The following is a 25,564-nucleotide window of genomic DNA, read 5'->3' as shown; positions in this document are numbered from 1 at the left end:
CTACAAGTACAGCCCCGCCTCCGTGTTCCCGCGCGGTTGCGGCAGGGCTGTCGGGGAGGTGCCCCTGCGCAGGGCGTACAGCTCGGCCAGGGTGGCGCCCTCGCGGCCGACGCCGTCCTCGTGGCCCAGCCAGTCCACCGCCTCGGCCCGGGTCAGCGACCCGACCTCGATCCGGGCGAGACAGCGCCCCGGGCGGACGACGGCCGGGTGGAGGCGCTCCAGGTCCTCGTTGGTCGTGACGCCCACCAGGACGTTGCGGCCCTGGCCGAGCAGGCCGTCGGTGAGGTTCAGCAGCCGGGACAGGGCCTGTCCCGCGGTGTGCTTGGCCTCGCCGCGGATCAGCTCGTCGCAGTCCTCCAGCAACAGCAGCCGCCAGCGTCCCTTGCCCGTCGTCTCGTCCTCCTCGCCGATCGCGATGTCCATCAGATAGCCGACGTCGGAGAAGAGCCGCTCCGGGTCCAGGACGCAGTCCACCTGGCACCAGTCCCGCCAGGAGCGGGCCAGCGTGCGCAGCGCGGACGTCTTCCCGGTGCCCGGCGGACCGTGCAGCAGGAGCAGCCGGCCCGCGATGTCCTCCGGCGTGGTCTTCATCAGGCGGTCCATGGCGTCCGCCACCGGCGCGGTGTAGTTGGGCCGGATCTCGTCCCAGGTGCCCGCGGAGATCTGCCGGGTGGTGCGGTGCGGGCCGCGGCGCGGGGACACGTACCAGAAGCCCATGGTGACGTTCTCCGGCTGCGGTTCCGGTTCGTCGGCCGCGCCGTCCGTGGCCTCGTCGAGGATCTTCGCCGCGAGTTCGGCGGTGGTCGCGGTGACGGTGACGTCGGCGCCCCGGCTCCAGCGGGAGATCAGCAGCGTCCAGCCGTCGCCCTGGGCCAGGGTGGCACTGCGGTCGCCGTCCCGGGCGGCCCGCAGCACCTCGGCGCCCGTCGGCAGCAGGGTCGCGCCGGAGCGCACACGGTCGATGTTCGCCGCGTGCGAGAACGGCTGCTCGCCCGTCGCGAAGCGGCCGAGGAACAGCGCGTCGACGACATCGGACGGGGAGTCGCTGTCGTCGACGTTGAGCCGGATCGGCAGTGCGTCGTGCGGGTTCGCAGGCATACCGTCATGATCGGGTACACGGGCACCCCCGCGCACCCGGTTTCCCCGAGGCGCGCGGGGCGCGTGACGTGCGCCGCGCACCTGTGTCACTGCCGAACGCACGCCGCCGACCGCCGTGCGTGCCGGGCCCGGCGGACCACCGCGTACCCCTTGGTCAGGGCCCGGTCCCGGGCGAAGACGCGGGTGAGGCCGCGGCCGTCCACCAGCCGCTCGAACTCGGCGGTGTCCGTCGACCGGCGCACGGTCACGCGCCGCAGCGCGTAGGGCCCCTGCCCGCGACGGGCGAGCCCGTTGCCGACGGCGAGGGCCTGCGCGTACCCCGTCTCCCGTACCGCCTCCCGCACCCGGCGGCTCGAATAGCCGTAGGGATAGGCGAACGACGTGGGCGCGCGGCCCAGCTGGTCCGAGACGACCTCCTTGCACAGGATCAGCTCGGAGCGCAGCCGCCGGTCGTCGAGCTGGTCGAGCTGCGGGTGGCTGTGGCTGTGGCCGCCGATCTCCACGCCCGCGGCGGCCAGTTCGCGGACCTGGTCCCAGTCGAGCATGGTGTCCGGGCCGCCGCCGGTGTCGTGGGGCCCCCGGAGCCAGCCCGTGGAGACGAACAGCGTGGCGGGGAAGCCGTGTTCGGCGAGGACCGGCAGGGCGTGGCGGTGCACGCCCTCGTAACCGTCGTCGAACGTGATGAGGACCGGCCGTGCGGGCAGCGGCCGCCCGGTGCGCCAGCAGGCGGCCAGTTCGGCCGTGTCGACGGGGGTGAGGCCCCGCGCGGCGATCACCGCCATCTGCTCGGTGAACGCCCGTGGGGTCACGGACAGTGCGCGGGTGGCGTCATTGGGGTCGGCGGCCACCGAGTGGTACATGAGGATCGGCACCCGTTCGTCAGTCACGGTCACCCCCTCGCTCCCTGTCCGGGTGGTCCCCCGCACGGTGCGCCCCGCCCCCCGCGTCCGACACGTCGACCACGCAGAACGTGACTCCGCCCCGCCGGGCCCGCACGCTGCCCACCACGTATCCGCCCGCCGCCGTGAGCACTCCGGTGACGATCGCACCCGCGCGACCCGCGCCGCCCGGCCGGGCCAGCAGAGCGTCCCGCAGTCCCCGCACCACCCCGGCCGGCAGGACCCGCGTGGCGTACCGGCGTTCCGACTCCAGCCCTTTCCCGGCGCCGACGCTGCGCGCCACCAGTGCCTTGGACAGGCCCTCGGCGTAGGTGCGGGTGCGGAAGTAGCGGAAGTCCTCGCGTGCCTCGGGCACCCGGTGGTGGATCACCGCGCGGTCGTCGATCAGCAGGACCGCGTCGGGCCGGGCGCGGCTGAGGCGGATGCACAGCTCCGTCTCCTCCCCGCCCAGCGGGCGCTTGTTCCCGTCCCGCCCGATCCCGGTGGCGAAGCCGCCCGCCGCGTCGAAGGCGGTGCGCCGGAAGGAGGCGTTGCCGCCGAGGACGTTGCGCACCCGTACGCGTCCGGGGGGCAGGCCCCGGTAGGTACAGCCCACGACCCAGTCGAACTCCTCGGGGAACCAGCCGGGACGCCGCCCCGACGCCCAGAGGGGTTCGGTGCGCCCGCCGACCGCCATCACGCGCGGATCGGCGTACGCCTCGGCGAAGTGCCCGAGCCAGTCGCGTTCGGCCACGGCGTCGTCGTCGAGGAACGCGACGATCCCGCCGCGTGAGGCGGCGATGCCGGTGTTGCGTCCCGCGGACAGGCCCCGGGGGCCCGCGTTGGCGAGCACCCGCACGTCGTCGGTGTCCCGGTACTCCTTGGCCAGCCGGTCCAGCAGAACCTTGTTGTGGTCCACGACCAGCAGGGTCTCCAGGGCCGGCCGGGACTGCGCCCGCACCGAGGCGACCGCCGCGAGGACGTCCTCCCAGCGGTCCTCGGTGTAGGCACAGATCACGACCGAGATGCCGGGCGCGCCGGACGCGCCCGGCCCGCCCGGTGTGCCCGTGGTGCCGGACTCGCTCAAGACACCTTCCCCCGGACCGTGTCGAGCAGCGGGGAGTGGTGCGGGCGGCGGCGCAGCGCACGCCGGTTGGAGCGCTCGCCGAGGATCACCCTCAGGACGCGGAACCCGTCCCGCACGGCCCGCAGATTGCTCGTGCCGTGGATGCGCAGGTACTCGTGGCTCGGTATCTCCTGCACTCTCAGCCCGGCCTTGACGACCCGGATGTTCATCAGGGTCTCGACCTCGAAGCCGGTGCAGTCGAGGTCGATCTTGTCCAGGCAGTGCCGCCAGAACGCGTTGTAGCCGTAGCAGAGATCGGTGTAGCGGGCGCCGAACTTGCGGTTGACGACACCGCACAGGATCCGGTTGCCGAGCTTGCGGATGAAGGTCATGTCGTCGGTGCCGCCGCCGTTGGCGAAGCGGGACCCCTTGGCGAAGTCCGCGCCCGAGACGAGGGCGGAGACGTACGACACGATCTCGTTGCCGTCCGCCGAGCCGTCCGCGTCGACCATCACGATGATGTCGCCGGTGCAGGCCTGGAACCCGGTGTTCAGGGCATCTCCCTTGCCCTTGCCGCGCTGTTCGACGACCTTGACGTCCGGCCACAGCTCCCGGGCGACTTCGACGGTGTTGTCGGTGGAGTTGCCGTCGACCAGGACCACTTCGTGGATCCAGCCGGGAAGCGTCTTGAAGACGTACGGCAGGTTCTCCGCCTCGTTCATGGCCGGTATCACCACGCTCACCGGCGGTGCGATGGCCAGGTGCGAGGAGACGGGCCGGTACTTCTTGGCGGCCGGCGGATTCTGGTCCGCGGTCGCCGGCTGCAGAACGGAACTCATGAGTCTGGTCCCTCTCGTCCGGTGGGCCGCCCGCCCCTGGGCAGCCCGGCTATTCGTCCGGTTCGAAAGGGGGGTTCTCACCCGCGCACGATGCGAAAAGCCCCGTGCACGCCGGGTGAGCTGGCAAAACTGGCCGACCGCGGCACACGCCGGCCGACCGCGCGGCCCGGCCCGGTTCTCTTGCGGTCACCGAGCACGGCACCCCCCTACCGCGCCCCGCGCCGGTACGTCGCGGTCCTGAGCCCTCCCCTGGAGCCGCGTACTGACGGACCGATGCGGGTGAGATGTATTGCGATGTATGACGGTATTGACGATTGAGCCCGTATGGCAAGACCTGAAACCAGGCCTCACGTTTTTGTTGGTTTGGCTGTTACGTACCCCTCTGGTTGCCCCCGGGCCACCAGCGTGCCGCCGTGGCGCACGGATGCAACCACGCCCCGGGGGCGGTCGGTTGGTTCTGGCTGTTCGGCTCCGACCGTGCGGCGTCGACCGTGCGGTGGCGGCTCACGCGAAGAGGCGTGTGGGCGCGGATGGTCCGCATGGCCGTCTTTGCCCCCCGAAGCGTCGGATGCCGGGCTTCAATCTGACGCAGCCCGTTGTGGGCGTCAAGGGCCGAACGGGCCCAAGGCCTGAATTCGTCCAGGATTGAACAGGTGTTCCGGTGGCCGGTGATGGCGGTCCGGTGGCGGTCCGGTGGCGGTCCGGTGGTGGTCCGGTGGTGGGGGTGTGGTGGGGTCCTGGTGGTTGCAAGGTGAACAAGTTGTGGGGTTTCTGAGGAGTGGTCAATGTTTTTGGCATGGACACTTCCAGTCAACGCGCGTAGTCGCTATGAAGGTTGTGGCAGAGATCCTGCTAAAGGAGGTTCCATGAGACGTTCCCGACTTTCCGTCCTCCTCGGTTCCATCCTCCTCGCCGTCGGCACCGCCCTCACCGGGGCGACCGCGGCGCACGCGTCCCCACAAGCCGCCGCCGACGGCTATGTGGCGCTCGGCGACTCCTACTCCTCCGGCGTCGGAGCGGGCAGCTACATCAGCTCCAGCGGCGACTGCAAGCGCAGTACGAAGGCCTATCCCTACCTCTGGGAAGCCGCCAACTCACCCTCGTCCTTCGACTTCACCGCCTGCTCGGGCGCCCGAACGGATGAAGTTCTGGCGTCGCAGCTCGGTCCGCTCAGCACCAGCACCGGTCTCGTCTCGCTCAGCGTCGGCGGCAACGACGCGGGCTTCGCCGACGTCATGACGACCTGTGTGCTCCAGTCCGAGAGCACCTGCCTCTCCCGGATCAACACCGCGCGGTCGTACGTCACCTCGACGCTGCCCGGCAAGCTCAACAACGTCTACTCGGCCATCCGTAACCGGGCCCCGAACGCCAAGGTCGTCGTCCTCGGCTACCCCCGCTTCTACAAGCTCGGCGCCACCTGCATCGGTCTCTCCGAAGCCAAGCGGGCGGCGATCAACGACGCGTCCGACCTCCTCAACAGCGTCACCGCCCAGCGCGTCAACGCCCACGGCTTCGCCTTCGCCGACGTGCGCACCCCGTTCACCGGCCACGAGATCTGCTCCAGCAGCTCCTGGCTGCACAGCGTGAACTGGACCAACATCGGCGAGTCCTACCACCCGAAGGCGGCCGGCCAGTCCGGCGGTTACCTTCCGGCGTTCAACAACGCGGCCTGATCCGCCGGGGGGAGTCGCCTTCCTCGTGGGCGGCTCCCCCACAGGCCCTCTCAGGGAGCGGCCGCCGAACCGGTGGGAGAGGGGTAGGCCCCGTCCGGCGGGGTCTCCGTCTCGCACGTCACCGAGAACGGCACCGGGTCCGACATCGTGTGCACGGGCTCCCGCACCTCCACCCCGATGCTGTTCTCGAACGTCCCGGACTCCAGGTACGTCGTCACGATCACCGTGTCCTGCTTCGTGCGCCCGCCCCCCTGCGGGAACGACAGCGTCCGCCATCCCGGGTCGGCCACCGAGTCGTCCTCGCCCACCCAGCGGTAGGACACCTCCGCGGGCAGCCGCCCCACCGTGAACGTCGCCGTGAACGAGGGCGACTGCTCCTTCGGCGGAGGGCAGGCGCCGGAGTACTCCGTGTGCGTGCCCTTCACCGTCACACGCACCGACTGCTGCGGTGGGGGACTCTCCTCGCCGCCCTCCCCCTCGCCGTCCTCGCCGTCGTGCCCGGAGGTCGCCGGAGCAGGGCCGCCGGTCCGCCCGGTTGTGCCGTCGCTTCCGGTCCCGTTGCCGCCGTCACCGGTTCGCGCGGACGAACTCGCCCCGCCCGTAAGGCCGTCCGTGCCGTCCGTGCCGTCCCCGCGATTCAGCAGCGCGTACGTCAGACCGGCCAGCGCCAGGGCCAGTACGGCCACGCCCGTGACCAGGACGACGGCGGTCCGACGGCTGCGCCCGGGACGGGCGGCCGTAGTGTCCCCGGTGGACGGGGACGAGGGCGGGGTCTGCGTCGGGGCCGCAGGGGCGGGCCGAGGAGCGGGTGCCGCGTGCGGGTACGCGTGGGTGGTCACGATGGGGGCGTACGGGGCCGGTCCCGTCGTGCCGGCGCGCGCTGTACCGTCGCCCGGTGTGCCTCCCCCGGAGGGGGTACCCCCAGCGCCGACGAGCCGCAGGTCCTGCTGTGCCCGCACCGCGGACAGCCGCTCGGCCGGGTCCTTGCGCAACAGGCCCTCGATGACCGGGGCCAGCGGACCCGCCCGGCGCGGGGGCGGCAGCTCCTCGTCGACGATAGCGCGCAGCGTGCTCAGCGGGGTGTCCTGACGGAAGGGCGAGCTGCCCTCGACCGCCGCGTACAGCAGCACGCCGAGCGACCAGAGGTCGGACTCGGGACCGGGGGTGCGGCCCAGCGCCCGCTCCGGGGCGAGGAACTCGGGTGATCCGATCACCTCACCGGTCATGGTCAGCGCGGAGCTGCCCTCGACCGTGGCGATCCCGAAGTCGGTGAGCACGATCCGCCCGTCGTTCGCGAGCAGCACGTTGGCGGGCTTCACATCGCGGTGCAGCACCCCGGCACCGTGCGCGGCGCGCAGCGCGGCGAGCACCTCCGCGCCGACGTGCGCGGCACGCTGCGGGTCCAGCGGGCCCTCGGCGTCCAGCACCTCGGCCAGGGACAGGCCGCGGACCAGCTCCATGACGATCCATGGGCGTCCGTCCTCGGTCGCCACGTCGTACACCGTCACCACATTGCGGTCGGCGATCCGGGCGGCCGCCCACGCCTCCCGCTCCAGCCGGGCGTACATCCGCTCCACGTCGGGCGCCGGCAGCCCGGCCGGGGCGCGGACCTCCTTGACGGCGACCTCGCGGCGCAGCACCTCGTCACGGGCCCGCCACACGGTCCCCATGCCGCCCTCGCCCAGCGGTGACAGCAGCCGGTACCGGCCCGCGATCACCCGCTCACTGCCCGGTTCCTCGGACATGGCGCCCCCCATCACATCCGGGCGAATTCTCCGTTTCCTCATGAAAGTAGCTCAGCCCAGCGCGGATGCCGCCCCCCTGAACACCAATCCGGCTCCCAGGGCCACGACGACGAATGCCGATCCCAGGGGCGCACTCCGGCGTATCAGCGCGACCACCGGGCGTGCGGTCCAGTGCGGGCGCCGGGCCAGGAGCCGGTTCACGCCGCTGCCCGCCTTCACCACGGCGTACCCGGCGGCGGTGAGGGTGAGAGCCAGTCCGACGCCGTACGCGACGACGAGCAGCAACCCGAACCAGGCCTGCCCGAGCGCCGCGGCGCCCACCAGCACGACCACGGCGGACGGACTGGGCACCAGCCCGCCGGCGAGACCGAGCAGAATGGTGCCGCGCAGCGTGGGGGCGACGGCGTGGGTGTGGGTACGACCCCCGTGGGTGTGCTCGACGGTGTGGGCGTGGGTGTGCGCGACGGTGCGGGGGTGTGCCCCGTCCGCCTGGGCGTGGCCGTGGTCATGGTCGTGCGTGTGGTCATGCCCGTGTTCGTGCCCGTGGTGATGCGGGTGGCCCTGCCCGGCGTTCCGGTTGCGCAGGGCCCGGCGCAGGAGGCTCGCGCCCGCCAGGGTGACAAGGGCGCCGCTCGCGATGCCGAGCCAGGCGACGACCGAGGGCGTGGCGGCCGAACCGGCCGTGACCAGCAGGCCGAGCGCCACCACGCCGAGGGTGTGGGTGACCGTCACCGAGGCGGCCATCGGCAGGACGTCCCGCAGTCGGGCCCTGCCGCCCCGGGCCGCCGCCGTCGCGGCCATGAGCGTCTTGCCGTGACCCGGCGCGAGCGCGTGCATCGCGCCGAGAACCACCGCGATCAGCAGAGCGAGCGCCGCGAACCCCGCCGTGAGGTCGTGCCGGGCGACGAGGTCGTCGAGGGCACGGGTCCACCGGTCCGCACCGCGGGGCAGCACGGAGGCGGCGGGCGCTTCGGTGTCCTTCCCCGCCAGCGCCGGCCCGCCCGCGCGCACCCGGAGGGACGCGGTCGCCGTGTCGGCCGGTGAGGACAGCAACTCCTCAGGGTAATCGGTCAGTTCACGTGACATCGACGTCTCGGGCACGTCCGACGCGGCCAGCGTCATCCGGTCACCGCGGGCGGTGACCTCCCGCCAGCCGGGACCCGAGGACGCCCCGGCCCCGCGGAAGGAGACGTCCACCGTGCCGTCCTCGGGCAGCGGAGCGGCCAGCCCGCACTCCACGCGCAGCGTGTCGAGCCCGGCCTGACCGGGGCGCACCCGCGCGCGGCTGCTCCGCACGGTGACCGGGACCGTACGCCCGTCCACCCGGACCTCGCTGTCGCGGGCGGCTCCGGCGCATCGCCGACGCGCCCACTCGGCCGCGCCCAGTGCCTCGACGTCCGGCTTCGCCTGGGTGGCCGGGATCTCGGCGAGGTCCTCGACGTGGTGGACGCGGAGTTCGCCCGGCGCGGCGACCAGGCCGTCGTACCGGTTGACGGTGAAGTTGCCGAGCGGATGCGCGCTCGCCGCTGTCGCCGGGACCAGCGTGAGTGCGCAGGCGGCGGCGAGGAGGGCAGAACCGGTGGCGAGACGGCGGCCGGCGCCGTCGGCCGGGGAGCGGCGGAGGTTCACCGTGCCGCCTCCAGGTCCTCGAGGGCGGCGCGGGCCGCGCGGGCGCCGAGGAGGGAGAAGCCGGGGTTCAGTTCCAGGGCCGCAGTGAGGGACCGGCGGGCGTCGCCGTCGTGGCCGGTGGCGAGTTCGATCATGCCGCGGTGGTGGAGGAAGGCGGCGTTGCGGTAGCCGGTGGCCGTCGCCCGGCGGGCGTGGGGGAGCGCCTCCTCGGATCGCCCGCTCCGGTGCAGCGCCCAGGCGAGCGCGTCCGCGGTGTGCACACTGTGCCGGCGGTCCCATTCGGCGCGGGCCGCGCGCAGGGCCGTTTCGGGGTCGCCGTGGTCGGCGGCGGCGAGCGCGGTGTCGAGGTCGGCGTTGACCCCGCCGGCGCGGGCGAGGGCGGCCTGGGCGTCGACGAGGGCGTACTGGTCGGCCGCCTTCGTACGGTCGCCGTCGGCGCCCCGGGCCTCGTACAGCTCGCCGAGGGCGACCAGCGGGCCGGGTAGCGGGGAGCGGGCGACGACCCGTTCCAGCGTCCCGATCGCGCCCGCGCGGTCACCGTTCGCGGCCTGCGCACGGGCCCGGCCCTCCAACGCGGGAAGGTGGTTCTCGTCGGCGGCGAGAGCACGGGCGAAGTGGGTGAGCGCGGTCTCGTGGTCGCCCTGGTTCCAGGCCAGTTGGCCGAGCGCGGTCGCCACGTACGCCACGTCGGCGGGTGCGGACGCGCCCTTCAGGGCCCGCTCCAGCACCTCGCGCGCGGTCCGCACGTCGCCGTGCAGCTCCCGCACGTACGCGTACCGCGTGAAGACGGGCACCCCCGGCCGCCTGCTGTCCGCCGTGTCGGCTGCCTCGGCTGCCTCGTCGTACCGGCCGAGCTCCACGAGGGCGTCGATACGGGAGGACAGGGCGCGCTCGCTGTAGGGGTTCTGCTTCAGGGCCCGGTCGGCGTACTTCAGGGCGCCGGAGAAGTCGTGCCGGGCCGCGGCGAGGGCGGCACGGCCGGCCAGGGCCTGCTCATTGCCGGATTCGAGTGCGAGGGAGCGGTCGAACGCCCGCTCGGCCTGCGGGTAGCGTGACGGGTCCCCCTTGGTCCGCGCCTGCTCGACGTAGGCGAGCCCCAGGCTTGCCCAGGCGCTGACGTCCCGTGGCTGGGCGCGGAGATGGGACTGCAGGGCACGGATCCCCGCGTCCAGGTCACCCCCAGCGAGCACACCGGCCGCGAGCGCCCCGGCCGCGGGAGCGGCATCGGTGCCGGCCCGCGCTCCGGACTGTGCTCCGTCCCGGCCGCCGGCGGCGACCGCCCCGGCGGTCATCGCGACCGCCAGCAACGCGGCGCACACCGTGAGATGCGCCCCGCGCGAGCGGCGCGCGGCGGCGGAGAACCGGCGCAGAGAGGCCACGCGCACGCCGGGTGGGGAGGCTCCCGGGCCGGGCCCGGCGGTCTCGGCCCCGGCCCTGGACCCGGAGCGGCCGGTGGCCCCGGCCCCGGTTCCGGCCTTGGCCTCGGTCCTGGTCCCGGCCCTGGTTCCGGTCTTGGCCTCGGTCCCGGCCTCGGTCCTGGTCCCGGCCCTGGTTCCGGTCTTGGCCTCGGTCCCGGCCTCGGTCCTGGTCCCGGCCCTGGTCCCGGCCCTGGTCCCGGTCTCGGCCCCCGTCTGGGTGTGGGTGGCGGCCCCGGGCCCGGTGTCGGTGCGGGCGTCGGCCCGGTTGCCGGCGTCCGGCCGCGTGTCCGTGGTGCCCGGCGGTGCGGCGGGCCCCGTGGGTGCGGAGGGCCCGGACAGCCCTGTGGGCTCCGCCGGCCCGGTGTCCCGGCCGCTCTCCGGGTCGTGGTCGTTCGTACGCGGAGGCATGCCTCTCCTCGGTTGCTTGCTCACTTGCTCGTTTGCCCGCTTGCCCGCTGGGTGCGGGGGGTCGGCGGCGCGGCCCGTGCCGCGGGGATGGAGGGGACGGGCCGCGCCTGCTCACCGGGGCGGGCCGGAGGCCCGCCTGCCGGTGGGGGGAGGGAAGGCCGGAGCCCGGGACCACCCGCCCCGCTCCGGTGGACGCGGAGGGCTCAGTACGCCCGGCCGCGCATCCTGCGCCACCACATCAGGGCCCCGCCGATCAGCAGGATCCCGAAGGCTCCCGCCCCCGCGGAGGCGGCGATCAGAGTGGTGTCGTCGGAGCCCCCGGCCCCGGCCGGCCGCAGCGCGTCACCGAGCTGGTTGCGTACGTCGTTGCCGCTGTCCACACCCTCGGCGAGCGGACCGCGCGACCCCTCCGTCGGGTTGGCCAGATACGGGAACGAGGCGCCGAACTCCTTGTCGTTGGCGTCGACCGCGTCACCGAGGTCGTTCGCCGCGCCGACCAGCTCGCCCTCGACGACCTGGAGCGCCGCGTCGATCACGTCGTCCGTCAGCCGGCGCCCGTTGGGGAAGCCGGCGTTGTCGCCGTCCAGCACACCGAGCCGCTTCGGTTCGGCCGCGGGCTCGATCGACGTGTTGAGGCGCAGCATCTCCGACGGCGTCACGTGCGGCGGCTGGTTGAGCCCTTCGACGCCCTTGAGGAAGACGTCGACGAGGTCGTTGCGCGGCTCGGCGGGCGCCTCGATCTTGTAGATCGCCTCGATGAGCTTCGGCAGTTCCGGGTTCGTGACGTTCTTCAGGAACTGTGCGTCGTCCCACGGCGCGGACGCGTTGAACGTGTCCTTGTCCTTCAGCGGGTTGACGACCTCGTTCACCAGCGGATTGCCCAGCCGCGACACCTGGGTGAACTGCCCCTTGGCGTTCTTGCGCTGGGTCGTGGACCAGATGCCGACGACCGGCTGGTCCGCCGACTCGGCGATCATGTGCGTCGGCAGCTGGAGGGCCAGCGAGTTGACGTTGTACCCCTTGAGGGTGTCATTGCCGACCTCGGAGAGGTTCCCGCCGTACAGCAGGTCGAAGACGCGCAGGTCCAGGAAGAACGGGTCGTCGGCCTGCCCGGCGAACGTCGTCGCCCCGCCCGCCAGTTCGTGCACGGCCTGCTTGCGGAGCGCGTCGTAGTCCGGCATGGACGCCTTGCCGACGTTCGACGGCGCCACCGGGACGTCGTCCGCGATCTTCGTACGGGACACCAGGTGCTGGTCCTTCAGCTTCAGCAGCTCGATGTCGTAGGTCTGCGTGATGTTGAGGTCCGGGTCGTCCAGGCTGGTGACCGGGCCCGTGTTGTAGAGGAACGTCTTCTCGTTCTTCGTGTGTGTCCTGAAGGTGTAGCGGAACAGCAGCTCGCCCTGCGCGTCGCCGTTGGTGTCGATGTGGATGTCGTACTGCGCGTCCTCGGCGAACGTGAAGAAGTTCGGTCCGCCGGCCGGCTCCTCGAACGGGATCCAGTTCGCGATGATCGTCGTCGTGTCCGGCTTGTCGGGGCTGACGAACGCGTACAGGTCGGTGTTGTCGTACTGCGGAGTGCCCGAGACCAGCGGGGCCTCCCGGTGACTGGAGGCGGCGGCCGCCCCCGGTTCCAGCGCTGCCGTGCCGGCGGCGGCCAGCCCACCGGCGGCCAGCGCGCCACAGATCAGGGTCGCGAGGTTCCTGCGTCCCGCGCCGGTCCTGGAGTTAGGTGTCATGCCGTCCGTCCTCAGTGCCAACTTGCCTGACGCACCGGGATTCGGAGCCGCGCCCGGACCGGATTGGTCGGGAGGCGAAAATGTTCCGACGGGTCCGCCGCAGCTGAACGCCCTTAGTATTTCTCGCTGTTCGACCCGCGTTTTCGATCCGTTGATCCGTAATCCCATCCGGAGGCGCGCTCGCTGCGCATGCCTCGGGTGACCGGGTGGCCCGAAGGGGCCGGGAGAGGGGGGTGCGCGTTGGAGGCGGACGAGCTTCTGGTGCGGGTGGCAGGGGGCGACCAGAAGGCATTCGAGACGCTGTACGGACTGGTGTCCGGGCCGGTGTACGGACTGGTGCGAAGAGTGGTGCGCGACCCCGCCCAGTCGGAGGAGGTCGTCCAGGAGGTGCTGCTCGAGCTCTGGCGCTCCGCCGCCCGGTTCGACCCCGAGCGGGGCAGCGCACTGTCCTGGGTGCTCACCCTCGCCCACCGCCGGGCCGTCGACCGGGTGCGCAGTGCCCGTGCGGCAGGGGAGCGCGAGCAGCGTGAAGCCGCCCGGCGCGGCAGCGGGCCCGCGTTCGACCAGGTCGCCGAGGAGGTCGAGGCCGGCCTCGAACGCGAGTGGGTGCGCCGCTGCCTGGACCGGCTCACCGCGCTGCAGCGGCAGTCGGTCACCCTCGCCTACTACGACGGCTACACCTACCGAGAGGTGGCCGAACGGCTCTCCCTGCCGCTCGGTACGGTCAAGACCCGCATGCGCGACGGCCTGACCCGACTGCGCCACTGCCTGGGAGGTGCCGCATGAGCTTCCTGGACCGGTTCTTGGGCCGCGGGGGTCGCGGAGACCTCCATTCGCTGGCCGCACCCTACGCGCTCGACGCACTCGAACCCGCCGAACGCATCCGTTTCGAGCGGCATCTGACGACCTGCCGTCGCTGTGCCGCCGAGGTACGCGTCCTCGCCGAGGACGCCGTCCGCCTCGCCTGGTCCACGGCCGCCCCCGCGCCCCCCGCCCTGCGCGACCGGGTCATGGCCGCCGTGCGGGCCACCCCGCAGGACCCCGCACCCGGGACCCAGGAACAGAAGGGCGCGCGGGCACCGCAACTCCCGCCCCACGTATGGGGGACCGGGCCCGTGCCGCAGACCGGCGGGCCGCGCCGGATGCCGCTGTTCGTGCCCTTCGCGACGGCCACCGCCGCCGCTGCCCTCGTCGTCGCCGCGTTGTTCGCCGTCCAGGCGAACCGGACCCAGGACCAACTGACCGCCGAACGGGACCGGGGACGTGAGATCGCCCACGTTCTCGCCGCTCCGGACGCCCTCGCGAGCAGCGGCCGCGACGCCCGGGGCGGCACGATCGGAGTGATCGCTTCCGCATCGGAACGGAGCGCCGTTGTCACCCTCGGCGGATACGACAACCCGCCGAACGGACGTGTGCGTCAGCTCTGGCTCATGCGCCCCGGCGCGCAACCGCGCTCCCTCGGGCTCTTCGAGAGCGACGCGCCCCTCGTCGCCTCCGACCTCGACATCTCCGCGACGTCACTCGCCGTAACCGTCGAGCCGGGGGGAGGATCGCCGCAGCCCACAACTCAGCCGGTCGTCCAACTCGCCCTGAAAGCGGTTGGATTCGGAGAGTAACCGTCGAGTGTTCGTCAACCTCCTTACGGGGAAGGTGAATCCTGCGACTGAGATACGCGAGCGCCCGGGCGGGGCGATAGGGTTAACCTGCCCGGGCCGGGCGGACTCGTACGGGTGGGGAGTGACATGGATCAGATAACGGTGCGCAGCAGGGCCAGGGTCCCTGCGATCACCTGCGGAAGCAGCGCGACCAGTACGCGCCTGGACCGTCACCTCTCGGTACTGGCGGGACCCGCCGTCCCGCAGCGGGAGACGGCCGAGGCGACGTCACTGATGCGCGAACTGACAGCGCGTGACAGGCACGACCGCGGAGCCAAGGGCTCACGGGCACGGACGAGCCGTGTCTCGCTCTTCGCCCCGCTGCGCCGGCTGCGCCGCTCCCTCTTCGGCAGCCACTAGTTCCGCGTTCGGGCGGGCTCCCCGTCCCGGCGTGACACACCGCGCACGCGCCGCCCGCCACCCCACGGCGTGCGGCGCCGCCCACCGGTGCGCTCCGGCACAGGCACGTCGTCCTCCTCCGGCACCCCTCTCGGTACCTCGTTCTGGTCACGTTCCTCCCGGCGCCCCGATCCACCCGGCAGTGATCCGGGGGTGTGCGGGCTTCTGCCGTCCCGCCCCCGGCCCCTGTCGCTCCCCGGCACTCGCTCCTGCCGCCCACCGGCCTGTGCCCGTGAGCCCTGCGGCTACAACCTTCCGTGCGGCGTGAGTCCCACGGCCTCCCGCGTGTGTACCGCCGTACCGGGAGCGGAACGAACATCGCGACCGGTACCGCGTACCAGGTCGGCGATCCGCGACCGGGTGTGCCATGGGTCGGGCCGCCCCTTTTGGTACAGAAGCGTTGCCGAAGAGGTCCCGCAGCGCTGCCGGCACCGCGCCGATCGGATTCCGCTCCGCGACCGTGCGCAGCCGGCCCGGCGGCCCTGGTCGCAGGAGCAGGAGAGCGCGGGGCCGGCCGCCACGGATGCGGTGTTCGAACAGACCCCCGAACGGGTGCTCGATGGCTCCGGCGACGGTCACTGACGAGGGCCGGTGGGCCGGATCCGGTGGGGGACCGGCAGGGAGCGGGGCCGGTCCGGATCCGCGGTGTGTCGTGTCAGATCAGCGTGAGCTGGCCCTCCGGTCCTTCCTCGTGCGCGTCCAGGACCGAGGCGGGCCCGTGCGCCGACCGTGGTACGGGGAGCACGCCCGCCCGGCGCAACTCCGTCGGCGTGATCGGATCGGCCGTCGCACGGTCTGCCAACGCGGCTTGCCGCGGGCGCAGCTCGGCGAGCAGAGTGAGGACCGTGATCAGCTCCAACAGCTCCGACGTCCAGCTCTGCGGCCAGCAGGCCGGACGGATCGCCTCCAGCGTCCCGGGCTCGGCCTCCTCCGTACGGGCCGCACACCACTGCTCCAGCACCGGGACCCCGGCCACCTCATAGTCCCAGGCCGCCGGCGGCACCGGCGAGATGCGGCCCTCGTCGAAGAGCAGGGTCTCCTCGTCGCGGTCGTACCGGACGGTCGGCGGGCGGGACGGGAGCGGGGCGCGGACGTAGGGGCGGCGTCCGCCCGGGAGCCGGGGGCGCTCCCCGTCGCGCCGCATCAGCCACAGCACCCGGCGCCCCACCTCCACACCCGCGTCCCACACGCCGAGGTCCCCGGTGAGCGGCACCGCGAGCCCTCCGGGGCCGGGCCGCACCACGGCCGTCATCCAGGCGAGCACGTCGACGGCCGGTACCTCCCGGCCGAGGCGTGCCGTCAGGTGCCCGGACAGGCCCGGGGCCAGGTTCGGTTCCGCGCCCCCGGGCCGGCGGTACAACGGGCGGACCCGGCCGGGACGGAGCACCGGCAGCAGGCAGGTGACGAGGAGCTGAGGACCGGCGGTGGCACCGGCGTCGCCGGTGCCGGCAGCGCTGCCCCTGGTGCTTTCACCCCGTGTGCGTGCCCCGCGTCCCGTCACGGTCCCGGTCTCGACGAGGAAGATCTGCCGCTCGTCCGCCACCCGCCACAGCTCGGGGCGGGCCGCGTCGATCAGCCGTTGGTCGGGAATCAGCCACTGCTCGTCGAAGGGGGAGCGCAGCACGCGGACCGGCTCCGGGCACGGGCCCGAGGCGCGCGTCAGTCGCTCCGTGCCGCCCGACCGGCCCGGAAGCTGCCCGACCGCCGTGTGCCCGGTCCGTGAGCGGGTCGGCTGCAACAGGGTCTCCCTGTCCGGTCCCGCGGCCTTCATCAGAGCATCCCAACGGGCTTTCAGGGCCGCCGGATCGGGTGCCGCCGGCCATGCCCGGCCGAGCCGTGGCGGTGCGACGGACCACGGCATGAGGTCCGCCAGCAGCGGAGCGTCGTCGTGCGTCACGCTGGGCATCGTACGACCTGAGGGGCGGGCGGGATCAGGTGGCGTCCAGGGTCACGGTGAAGGAGAAGCGGTCGCCCCGGTAGTTGATCACGGCCACGTCCAGAGGGACGCCGTCGGTGTCGTAGGTGATGCCGGTGTAGTGCAGGATCGGGCTGAGCAGCGGAACCCGGAGCAGCCGGGCCGTCTCCGGATCCGCGAGCCGCGCCTGAACGGTGTCCGTGATGCGGCTGATCTCCACCCCGACGACGTCACGCAGCACCTTGGTCATCGGCCGGCGTCGCAGCTCCTCCAGGTCGATCCGGGCGGCGAGTTCCGGACGGACGTAGTTGCGGGCGTGGTTGGTCGGCTCGCCGGTCTTCTCGTCACTGCGCAGCCGGTGGTAGGCCGCCGCCTCCGTCAGCCCGGGGAAGTACTCGGCGAGTTCGGCAGGCACCGGCGCGGTGCCGTGCTCCAGCAGTTCGGTCGTCATGCCGGACTGCTGGGCCACGATCGCGTCCACCGACCCCAACAGCCGCACCGGGGCGCCCCGGAGGGCATGGGGCTCGATGAACGTGCCGCGCCGGCGGTGCCGGGTGATCAGCCCTTCGTCCTCCAGCTCCTTCAGCGCCTGCCGCATGGTCAGCACACTCACTCCGTAGTGCCCCGCCAGTTGTTCCTCGGTGGGCAGGCGCAGTGGGTCCCGGGCCGAGCGACCGAGGATCGAGGCACGCAGCGACTGCGACACCTGATACCAGAGCGGCAGCTTGCGGTTCAGGACGATCGAATCCGGCGCGAAGGAGGTCACGGGCTATCCGTACCGGTCGGGAACGTCCAGTGCAATGTGAGACGTGGGGGTGTGCCGACACCGGCTGTGACACCCCGGAGTCGAACCGGTCCGCCCGGGCCGTCCTTGACGACCCGGGTCACCCGGACTGCACCGTGCGGAAATGACGTTCGAGGCCCTGCCACACGTCGTCGTAACGCTGCTGCAGATGTTCCGCGCGTGCCGCCTGCGGTGTCAGGGACATCGGCCAGCGCGTCTCGAACATGAACGCGAGACCGTCGTCGATCTTCTGCGGGCGCAGCTCGGCGGCGCTCGCCCTGTCGAACGTCTCCCGGTCCGGCCCGTGCGCCGACATCATGTTGTGCAGCGAGCCGCCGCCCGGCACGAACCCCTCCGCCTTCGCGTCGTAGGCGCCTTCGATCAGGCCCATGTACTCGCTCATCACGTTCCGGTGGAAGTACGGCGGCCGGAAGGTGTCCTCGCCCACCAGCCAGCGCGGCGCGAACACCACGAAGTCCACCCCCGCCAGCCCCGGCGTATCGCTCGGCGCCGTCAGTACGGTGAAGACCGACGGGTCCGGATGGTCGTACGAGATGGTGCCCATCACATTGAAGCGGCGCAGATCGTAGGCGTACGGCACATGGTTGCCGTGCCAGGCGACGACATCCAGCGGGGAGTGGCCGTAGGTGGCCGACCAGAGGTTGCCGCAGAACTTGTTCACCACCTCCACCGGCCCCTCGACCTCCTCGTACGCGGCGACGGGCGCCCGGAAGTCCCGTGCGTTCGCCAGACCGTTGGCGCCGATGGGACCGAGGTCGGGAAGCCGGAAGGAGGCACCGTAGTTCTCGCACACATAGCCGCGGGCCATATCGTCCAGAAGCTCCACCCGGAAGCGCACCCCACGGGGAATCAGCGCGATGTGTCCCGGCTCCACATGCAGCAGCCCGAACTCGGTCCGCAGCACCAGCCCGCCCTGCTCCGGGACGATCAGCAGTTCACCGTCGGCATCGCTGAACACCCGGTCCATAGACGCGTTCGCGTGATAGAGATGCACCGCCATGCCGGCGCGCTGGGTGACGTCGCCGTTGCCGCCCAGCGTCCACAGGCCGGCCAGGAAGTCCGTGCCCTCGGCCGGTGCGGGCAGCGGGTTCCACCGCAGGCGGTTGGGGTCGGGCACCGTCTGGTTGAAGGGTGCGCTGCGGATCGCCCCGTTGCCCGTGCGGGTGAACGCCGGGTGCGCGGCCGACGGACGGATCCGGTACAGCCACGACCGGCGGTTGTGGGCCCGCGGCTCGGTGAACGCCGTACCGCTCAGCTGTTCCGCGTACAGCCCGAGCGGCGCGCGCTGCGGCGTGTTGCGTCCCTCGGGCAGGGCGCCCGGGACCGCCTCGGAGCTGTGCTCGTTGCCGAAACCGGAGAGGTGACCGAGTCCCTCGACGGCCTTGCGCGCTCCCCCACGCTCGAATGCGCTCGCGCGGGCGGTGCCCCCATCGCTCATCTTCGCTGCTCCCTTGCGTGCGATTCCTATGCATCACCGTAGGATTGCGATTTCCCCGGCGCAAGAGGGACACGCGACATCGCCTCCCGAGGTGCGGCGGTGCCCGCCTCCCCCGAATGCCGCTCGCCCCACTCCGGCCCACTCCACCCCGGCCCGACTGTCGCTCTCCTCCCGTAGTACCCCGCCCTCCTCTAGAGGGAGGAGGCGGAACCCGACTCCAGGGGGATCCGTGCGACCGGACGCCTGTTCTAAGCTCCCCCGCATGGCGTGGACGGGGAGGCTGATCACCGCGCTCGCGGTGTGCGGTGTACTGCTGGCCGGATCCGCGGGCTGCGGCTCGCGTGCCGCCCAGGAGAAGGAGCAGGGCGCCGGGACGCCGTCGCCGGTGGGCGAACTCCTGGAGGAGCGGGACGATGAGGGCCGGCCCTACCGCGAGGTGGAGGAGGAGGGTGCTCCCGAGGTCGGCGTAGAGGTCACGCCCGACACCGACGGCGGCTGGGACGTACGACTGCGCATACGCAACTTCCGCTTCTCGCCGGACGGCACCGCCGACCGGGCGGTGCCCGGCCGCGGCCTCGCGCACCTCTACGTGAACGACCGCCTCGTCGCCCTGCTGCGCACACCCGGCCACCACCTCTCCGCGCACACCGTCCGGCGCGGCACGCACCAGGTCACCGTCCGCCTCTACGCGGACGACGGCTCGGTGTGGGCCGTGGGCGGAAAACCGGTGGAGAGCACGGCCGACATCACGGTCTCGGAATCGAGCCCCACCACGGCCCCGAACGAGACGGAGCGAGGAACGGCGGCCCCCGGCCCCGCCGGGGGCCGGGGTTCACCCGACCGGGGCCGAAGGGCAGGATGAACCCGTGCCCGTGCCTGTGCCCGTGTCCCACGCGACCTCGCTGCGCCGCGCGCCCGTGCAGCGCCGCAGCACCGAACGGCTGGCCAGAATCCTGGACGCCTGCGCCGCGCTCCTCGACGAGGTCGGCTATGACGCCCTGAGCACCCGCGCCGTCGCGCAGCGCGCCGGTGTGCCCGTCGGCTCCGTCTACCGCTTCTTCGGCAACAAGCGTGAGATGGCCGACGCACTGGCCCAGCGCAACCTGGAGTGCTTCACGCGGCAGGTCACCGACCGCCTGAATGCGGTCACCGGCGACCCGGGCTGGCGGCAGGCCATGGACGTCGTGCTCGACGGTTACCTGGACATGAAGCGCACCGCGCCCGGCTTCTCCCTGGTCGACTTCGGCAACCAGATTCCCGTCGGCACCCGCCGGACCGAACCCAACCACCGCGTCGCCGACCACCTCACCGGCCTGCTGTCCGGCTACCTGGACCGCGAACCGGACGAGGAACTGCGCCGTGGCTTCCTCATCGCCGTCGAGACCGCAGACGCCCTCGTCCACCTCGCCTTCCGGATGGCGCCCGAGGGTGACGAGGAGATCATCGCCGAACTGAGGGAGATGCTGCGTGCCTATCTGGCACGCGTACTGGACTGATCCGGAAGCCGGCCCGCCCGCCTCTCGCCGCGGGACCGGGCGGCGAACCGGCCGTCGGCCCGCGACGGGCCCCTGCCGTTCGGCCGAGAACGAACCGGTACGGGGCTCCCGCGCATGCGTACCGGTCGGTATGCTCGGTCCGTCGGCCGGTCCGTGCGGCTGTCTCCGCGCTTGCCCGTGCGCCTGCCCGTCCGCCCGCCTGTCCGTGCGTCACCGCCGCCGTACCCGGGAGGTTCCATGTCCCGCACCGCCCTTCGTATCTGCCCTCTGTGCGAGGCCACCTGCGGCCTGACCCTCACCCTCGACGAAGGCAGGGTCACCGGTGCCCGGGGCGACCGCGACGACGTCTTCAGCAAGGGATTCATCTGCCCCAAGGGCGCCTCCTTCCCCGCCGTCGACGCCGACCCCGACCGGCTGCGCGGCCCGCTCGTCCGGGTCGACGGCGTGTTGCGCGAGGCCAGTTGGGAGGAGGCGTTCGACGCGGTCGCCGCCGGTATCCGGCCCGTCGTCGAACGCCACGGCCCGAACGCCGTCGGAGTCGTCCTCGGCAACCCCAACGTGCACACCGTGGCCGGCGCCCTCTACCCGCCCGTCCTGATCGCCGGGCTCGGCACCCGCAGTCTGTTCACCGCCTCCACCGTCGACCAGATGCCCAAGCACGTGTCCAGCGGACTTCTCTTCGGCGACGCCAACGCGATCCCCGTGCCCGATCTCGACCGCACCGACCACCTACTGCTGATCGGCGCCAACCCCCTGGAATCCAACGGGAGTCTGTGCACGGCACCCGACTTCCCCGGCCGCCTCAGGGCGCTCAGGGCCCGTGGTGGCACCCTCACCGTCGTCGATCCGCGCCGCACCCGCACCGCCCGCCTCGCCGACCGGCACATCGCCATCCGGCCCGGCACCGACGCCCTGCTGCTCGCGGCGATGGCGTCCGTGCTCGTCGAGGAGCACCTCGTCGACCTGGGGGACTGCGCTCCCCATGTGCAAGGTGTCGCCGAACTCGCCGACGCCGTCCAGGACTTCACCCCCGAGGCCGTCGCCCCGGCCTGTGACGTCGACGCGGACACCATCCGCATCCTCGCCCGCGAACTCGCCGCCGCCCCCACCGCCGCCGTCTACGGCCGCATCGGCAGCTGCACCGTCCCGCACGGCACCCTGGCCAGCTGGCTCGTCGACGTTCTCAACATCCTCACCGGCAACCTCGACCGGCCCGGCGGGGCCCTCTTCCCCCGTGCCGCCACCGACAAGACCCCGCGCCCCGCCGGACCCGGCCGCGGCTTCGCCCTCGGACGCTGGCACTCCCGGGTGAGCCGGCACCCCGAGGCCAAGGGCGAACTGCCGCTCTCCGCCCTCGCCGAGGAGATCGACACCGCCACCGAGGAAGGCGAACCGCTGCGGGCCCTCATCGCCGTCGCCGCCAACCCGGTCCTGTCCGCACCCGACGGTGACCGTCTGGACAAGGCCCTCGGCTGTCTCGACTTCATGGTCAGCGTCGACCCGTACCTCAACGAGACCTCGCGCCACGCCCACGTCGTCCTGCCGCCGCCCCCGCCCGCGCAGAGCCCGCACCACGACTTCGCCTTCAACACCCTCGCCGTACGCAACCAGGTCCGCTACACCCGCCCCGCCCTCCCGCCGGAACCAGGGCGCATGCCGGAGACCGAGATCCTGGCCCGGCTCGTCCTCGCCGCCACCGGCGGGCACGGCGCCGACCCGGCGGCCGTCGACCGGCTGGTCGTCGACCAGACCCTCGGCAGGGCGGTGAAAGACCCGCACTCCCCGGTGCACGGCCGCGACCCGGAGGAACTCGCGGGGCTGCTCACCGGCCACGACGGCCCCGAGCGGCGGCTGGACATGATGCTCCGCCTCGGCCCCTATGGCGACGGCTTCGGCGCAGACCCGGACGGCCTCACCCTCGACCGGCTGCTCGCCCACCCGCACGGCATCGACCTCGGACCCCTGAGCCCCCGCCTTCCGCAGCCCTTGAAGACCCGCAGCGGGCAGGTGGAGCTTCTGCCGGAACCGATCGCCGCCGACCTTCCCCGGCTGCGCGCCGCCCTCGACGAACGCCCCGACGGCTTCGTCCTGGTCGGCCGCCGCCATCTGCGCTCCAACAACAGCTGGATGCACAACGTGCCCGCCCTCACCGGCGGCACCAACCGGTGCACCCTGCAGATCCACCCCGACGACGCCGAACGCCTCGGCATCCGGGACGGACAGCCGGTACACGTCCGGGGCGCCGGGGGAGAGGTGACCGCGCCCGCCGAAGTGACCGACGGGCTGCGCCGGGGCGTGGTGAGCCTGCCGCACGGCTGGGGCCACGACCGGCCCGGCACCCGACTGCGGCACGCGGCGGCCGACCCAGGCGTCAACGTCAACCAACTGCTCGACGGCAGCCTCCTCGACCCACTGTCGGGCAACGCCGTGCTCAACGGGGTGCCCGTCGAGATCGCACCGGGGATCGCACCCGGGACCGCGTCCGGGGCAGGGCACGACGTCCCGGCGCAACTGCCCGACCTGGACGAGTGACGCGGCGAGCGCCGTCCGTACACACTCGTACACACCCGTACCCGCATCGGCCGCTGCCGGTCCGTGGCCGTGGCCCTCTGGCGTCATTAAATTAGCGCCGCTAGTTTATGAGGTGGATGACGACGCCCCGCCCCGGAGGAAGTGCGATGAAGGCATACGACGGCATGTACATCGACGGCGCCTGGCGCCCCGCCGCCGGCCCGGACGTGATCGAGGTCGTGAACCCGGCCGACGGGCAGGTGATCGCCACCGTCCCCGCCGGCACCGTCGAGGACGTGGACGCCGCCGTGCGGGCGGCCCGCGCCGCCCTCCCCGGCTGGGCCGCGACCGCGCCCGCCGAGCGCGCGGCCCGTCTCGCCGCCCTCCGTGACGTGCTGGTGGCCCGGCAGGACGAGATCGCGCAGACGGTGACCGCCGAACTCGGAGCACCCCTGAAGCTCTCGCAGACCGTGCACGCGGCCGTGCCGATCGGGGTGGCGGGCTCGTACGCCGAGCTGGCGGCGACGTACCCCTTCGAGGAGCGGACGGGCAACTCGACCGTCCTCCACGAGCCGGTCGGGGTGGTCGGCGCGATCACCCCCTGGAACTACCCCCTGCACCAGATCGTCGCCAAGGCCGCCCCGGCCCTCGCCGCCGGCTGCACGATCGTGGTCAAGCCCGCCGAGGACACCCCGCTGGTCGCCCGGCTCCTCGCGGAGGCGGTGCACGAGGCCGGTGTCCCGGCGGGCGTGTTCAACCTGGTCACCGGCCTCGGCCCGGTGGCCGGCCAGGCCCTCGCCGAACACCCGGACGTCGATCTGGTCTCCTTCACCGGTTCCACCGCCGTCGGCCGCCGGATCGGCGCCGTCGCCGCGGCCGCCGTCAAGAAGATCGCCCTCGAACTCGGCGGCAAGTCCGCCAACGTGATCCTCCCCGGCGCCGACCTGGCACGGGCGGTCAACGTCGGGGTCGCCAACGTGATGTCCAACTCCGGCCAGACGTGCAGCGCCTGGACCCGCATGCTGGTCCACCGCGACCAGTACGACGAGGCCGTCGAGCTTGCCGCGGCCGCCGCCGCCAAGTACGGCGACCGTATCGGCCCCCTAGTCAACGCCAAGCAGCAGGAACGGGTGCGTGGTTACATCGAGAAGGGCGTCGCCGAGGGTGCGCGCCTGGTCGTCGGTGGTCCCGACGCGCCGCGCGAGCAGGGCTGCTTCGTCAGCCCCACCGTCTTCGCCGACGTCACCCCGGACATGACCATCGCCCAGGAGGAGATCTTCGGCCCCGTCCTGTCCGTCCTGCGCTACGAGGACGAGGAGGACGCCCTGCGCATCGCCAACGGCACCGTCTACGGACTCGCCGGGGCTGTCTGGGCCGCCGACGAGGCACAGGCGACGGCGTTCGCCCGCCGCATGGAGACCGGTCAGGTCGACATCAACGGTGGCCGCTTCAACCCCCTCGCGCCCTTCGGCGGTTACAAGCAGTCGGGCGTGGGCCGCGAACTCGGCGTGCACGGCCTGACCGAGTACCTCCAGACCAAGTCCCTCCAGTTCTGAGCCGGTTCCGAGCCGGTTCCGAGCTGGTTTCGACCCGGCTCGGTACCGGCTCCTTGAGCACTGACCAAGTCCCTCCGGTTCCAGGGGAGTCCCACCATCATGGTTGTCCGCGCCGCCGTACTGTCCGCCGTCGACGCCCCGTTGGAGATCACGGGGATCGACCTGCCCGAACCCGGCCCCGGGAAGGTCCGGGTCCGGCTCGCCGCAGCCGGGGTCTGCCACTCCGACCTGTCCCTGACCAACGGCACCATGCGTCTCCCGGTCCCGGCCGTGCTGGGCCACGAGGGGGCCGGCACGGTCGTCTCCGTCGGTGAGGGCGTCACCCATGTCGCGCCCGGCGACGGCGTCGTCCTCAACTGGGCGCCCTCCTGCGGTGTCTGTCCCGCCTGTGTGCGCGGCGAGGTGTGGCTGTGCGCCGACGCCCTGAGCGGCGCCGCCGCGGTGCACGCCCACCGCGCCGACGACGGCACCGCGCTCCACCCCGGCCTGAACGTCGCCGCCTTCGCCGAGGAGACGGTGGTGCCCGCTTCCTGCGTCCTGCCCGCCCCCGACGGCGTGCCGCTCACCGACGCCGCCCTGCTCGGCTGCGCCGTGCTCACCGGCTACGGCGCCGTCCACCACTGCGCGCAGGTCCGGCCCGGGGAGTCGGTCGCCGTGTTCGGCGTCGGGGGAGTGGGCCTCGCCGCCCTCCAGGCGTCCCGGATCGCGGGCGCGGCGACGATCGTCGCGGTCGACGTCTCCCCGGAGAAGGAGGAACTGGCCCGCTCCGCCGGGGCGACCGAGTACGTCGTGGCCTCGGACACCACCGCCCGCGAGATCCGGGCCCTCACCGGGAAGCAGGGCGTGGACGTGGCCGTCGAGTGCGTGGGCCGAGCGATCACCATCCGCACCGCCTGGGAATCCACCCGGCGCGGCGGACGCACCGCGGTCGTCGGCATCGGCGGCAAGGACCAGCAGGTCACCTTCAACGCCCTGGAGATCTTCCACTGGGGCAGGACCCTGTCCGGCTGCGTCTACGGCAACTCCGACCCCGCCCGCGACCTCCCCGTCCTCGCCGGACACATCCGGGCCGGCCGGTTCGACCTGGGCGCCCTGGTGACGGAACGGATCGCCCTGGACGGCATCCCGGCCGCCTTCGACACCATGCTGGCGGGCAAGGGCGGACGGGCCCTGGTGGTCTTCTAGAGCCTGTCCTTCGGATCGGATCGGGCCGGGCCTGGCTCGCGGGCCCCGGCACCGCACCTCGCCGCGTTGCCGCGCACATGCGAAGGCGCCCGCAAGGGCTACGGCACGACACTC

20 protein-coding genes and 1 pseudogene are annotated in these 25,564 nt (G+C 72.8%); 9 read left to right on the top strand and 12 right to left on the bottom strand.

All coding sequences use genetic code 11. The features are described from left to right. The 4 genes from ACFYQA_RS10750 to ACFYQA_RS10735 all read right to left on the bottom strand — a co-directional run bounded on the left by ACFYQA_RS10750 (position 1) and on the right by ACFYQA_RS10735 (position 3,881). Positions 1–1,098: a DUF5925 domain-containing protein gene (locus ACFYQA_RS10750; RefSeq protein WP_388914557.1), complete on the bottom strand. Its 1,098-nt coding sequence runs from the start codon at positions 1,096–1,098 to the stop codon at positions 1–3. A gap of 86 nt (positions 1,099–1,184) precedes the next feature. Then, positions 1,185–1,985, bottom strand: a complete 801-nt coding sequence (locus ACFYQA_RS10745) for a polysaccharide deacetylase family protein (RefSeq protein ID WP_388914647.1) — start codon at positions 1,983–1,985, stop codon at positions 1,185–1,187. Then, positions 1,978–2,994: a glycosyltransferase gene (locus ACFYQA_RS10740; protein WP_388914644.1), complete on the bottom strand. Its 1,017-nt coding sequence runs from the start codon at positions 2,992–2,994 to the stop codon at positions 1,978–1,980. The genes ACFYQA_RS10745 and ACFYQA_RS10740 overlap by 8 nt, the downstream gene beginning before the upstream one ends. 65 nt (positions 2,995–3,059) lie before the next feature. Further along, entirely contained in the window at positions 3,060–3,881 is an 822-nt protein-coding gene (locus ACFYQA_RS10735; RefSeq protein WP_388914554.1) for a glycosyltransferase family 2 protein, read from the bottom strand. A gap of 866 nt (positions 3,882–4,747) precedes the next feature. Between ACFYQA_RS10735 and ACFYQA_RS10730 the strand changes: the two genes are divergently transcribed. Beyond that, positions 4,748–5,554 carry an SGNH/GDSL hydrolase family protein gene (locus tag ACFYQA_RS10730; RefSeq protein ID WP_388914551.1) on the top strand — a complete coding sequence of 269 codons (807 nt, stop codon included), beginning with the start codon at positions 4,748–4,750 and terminating at the stop codon, positions 5,552–5,554. 50 nt (positions 5,555–5,604) lie between these two features. Here the strand turns inward: ACFYQA_RS10730 and ACFYQA_RS10725 are convergent, their stop codons facing one another. The 4 genes from ACFYQA_RS10725 to ACFYQA_RS10710 all read right to left on the bottom strand — a co-directional run bounded on the left by ACFYQA_RS10725 (position 5,605) and on the right by ACFYQA_RS10710 (position 12,490). Next, positions 5,605–7,299 carry a serine/threonine-protein kinase gene (locus tag ACFYQA_RS10725; protein ID WP_388914548.1) on the bottom strand — a complete coding sequence of 565 codons (1,695 nt, stop codon included), beginning with the start codon at positions 7,297–7,299 and terminating at the stop codon, positions 5,605–5,607. A gap of 51 nt (positions 7,300–7,350) precedes the next feature. Continuing rightward, positions 7,351–8,928 (bottom strand): sulfite exporter TauE/SafE family protein, encoded by a 1,578-nt coding sequence (locus tag ACFYQA_RS10720; RefSeq protein WP_388914545.1) that lies wholly within the window; start codon positions 8,926–8,928, stop codon positions 7,351–7,353. Beyond that, positions 8,925–10,754 (bottom strand): tetratricopeptide repeat protein, encoded by a 1,830-nt coding sequence (locus ACFYQA_RS10715; protein ID WP_388914543.1) that lies wholly within the window; start codon positions 10,752–10,754, stop codon positions 8,925–8,927. The genes ACFYQA_RS10720 and ACFYQA_RS10715 overlap by 4 nt, the downstream gene beginning before the upstream one ends. Positions 10,755–10,957: 203 nt before the next feature. Continuing rightward, entirely contained in the window at positions 10,958–12,490 is a 1,533-nt protein-coding gene (locus tag ACFYQA_RS10710; RefSeq protein ID WP_388914540.1) for a DUF4331 domain-containing protein, read from the bottom strand. A gap of 240 nt (positions 12,491–12,730) precedes the next feature. Between ACFYQA_RS10710 and ACFYQA_RS10705 the strand changes: the two genes are divergently transcribed. From ACFYQA_RS10705 to ACFYQA_RS10695, 3 genes are all read left to right on the top strand, one after another. Further along, on the top strand, positions 12,731–13,276 hold the full coding sequence (locus ACFYQA_RS10705; RefSeq protein WP_388914537.1) for a sigma-70 family RNA polymerase sigma factor: 546 nt from the start codon (positions 12,731–12,733) through the stop codon (positions 13,274–13,276). Further along, positions 13,273–14,106: an anti-sigma factor domain-containing protein gene (locus ACFYQA_RS10700; protein WP_388914534.1), complete on the top strand. Its 834-nt coding sequence runs from the start codon at positions 13,273–13,275 to the stop codon at positions 14,104–14,106. The genes ACFYQA_RS10705 and ACFYQA_RS10700 overlap by 4 nt, the downstream gene beginning before the upstream one ends. 126 nt (positions 14,107–14,232) lie before the next feature. After that, positions 14,233–14,505 (top strand): hypothetical protein, encoded by a 273-nt coding sequence (locus ACFYQA_RS10695; protein WP_386399943.1) that lies wholly within the window; start codon positions 14,233–14,235, stop codon positions 14,503–14,505. A gap of 319 nt (positions 14,506–14,824) precedes the next feature. On the opposite strand, the pseudogene ACFYQA_RS10690 reads toward ACFYQA_RS10695, so the two are convergent. From ACFYQA_RS10690 to hmgA, 4 genes and pseudogenes are all read right to left on the bottom strand, one after another. After that, positions 14,825–15,027, bottom strand: a pseudogene (locus ACFYQA_RS10690) (ABC transporter permease); the annotation flags it as partial. A gap of 172 nt (positions 15,028–15,199) precedes the next feature. Next, positions 15,200–16,450 (bottom strand): type ISP restriction/modification enzyme, encoded by a 1,251-nt coding sequence (locus ACFYQA_RS10685; protein ID WP_388914531.1) that lies wholly within the window; start codon positions 16,448–16,450, stop codon positions 15,200–15,202. A 25-nt stretch (positions 16,451–16,475) separates the two neighbouring features. Then, entirely contained in the window at positions 16,476–17,225 is a 750-nt protein-coding gene (locus tag ACFYQA_RS10680; RefSeq protein ID WP_332426367.1) for a GntR family transcriptional regulator, read from the bottom strand. A gap of 118 nt (positions 17,226–17,343) precedes the next feature. Further along, positions 17,344–18,702, bottom strand: coding sequence for a homogentisate 1,2-dioxygenase (gene hmgA / locus ACFYQA_RS10675; protein ID WP_388914527.1), 1,359 nt, complete (start codon positions 18,700–18,702; stop codon positions 17,344–17,346). Between the two features lie 262 nt (positions 18,703–18,964). Here hmgA and ACFYQA_RS10670 point away from each other — a divergent pair, with 262 nt between their 5' ends. From ACFYQA_RS10670 to ACFYQA_RS10650, 5 genes are all read left to right on the top strand, one after another. Beyond that, on the top strand, positions 18,965–19,564 hold the full coding sequence (locus ACFYQA_RS10670) for a hypothetical protein (protein WP_388914524.1): 600 nt from the start codon (positions 18,965–18,967) through the stop codon (positions 19,562–19,564). Between the two features lie 4 nt (positions 19,565–19,568). Further along, positions 19,569–20,198 (top strand): TetR family transcriptional regulator, encoded by a 630-nt coding sequence (locus ACFYQA_RS10665; protein WP_388914521.1) that lies wholly within the window; start codon positions 19,569–19,571, stop codon positions 20,196–20,198. Between the two features lie 237 nt (positions 20,199–20,435). Further along, positions 20,436–22,730, top strand: a complete 2,295-nt coding sequence (locus tag ACFYQA_RS10660) for a molybdopterin oxidoreductase family protein (protein WP_388914519.1) — start codon at positions 20,436–20,438, stop codon at positions 22,728–22,730. A 146-nt stretch (positions 22,731–22,876) separates the two neighbouring features. Next, the gene (locus ACFYQA_RS10655) at positions 22,877–24,265 is read left to right on the top strand and encodes an aldehyde dehydrogenase family protein (protein ID WP_388914516.1); all 1,389 of its coding nucleotides are present in this window, start codon (positions 22,877–22,879) and stop codon (positions 24,263–24,265) included. Positions 24,266–24,364: 99 nt separating this feature from the next. Next, positions 24,365–25,450, top strand: a complete 1,086-nt coding sequence (locus ACFYQA_RS10650) for a Zn-dependent alcohol dehydrogenase (protein WP_388914512.1) — start codon at positions 24,365–24,367, stop codon at positions 25,448–25,450. Positions 25,451–25,564: the final 114 nt, after the last annotated feature.

It is taken from the genome of Streptomyces sp. NPDC005774 (genome assembly GCF_042871645.1).
GTDB lineage: Bacteria > Actinomycetota > Actinomycetes > Streptomycetales > Streptomycetaceae > Streptomyces > Streptomyces pratens.
This window is presented reverse-complemented; position numbering and strand designations above follow the sequence as displayed.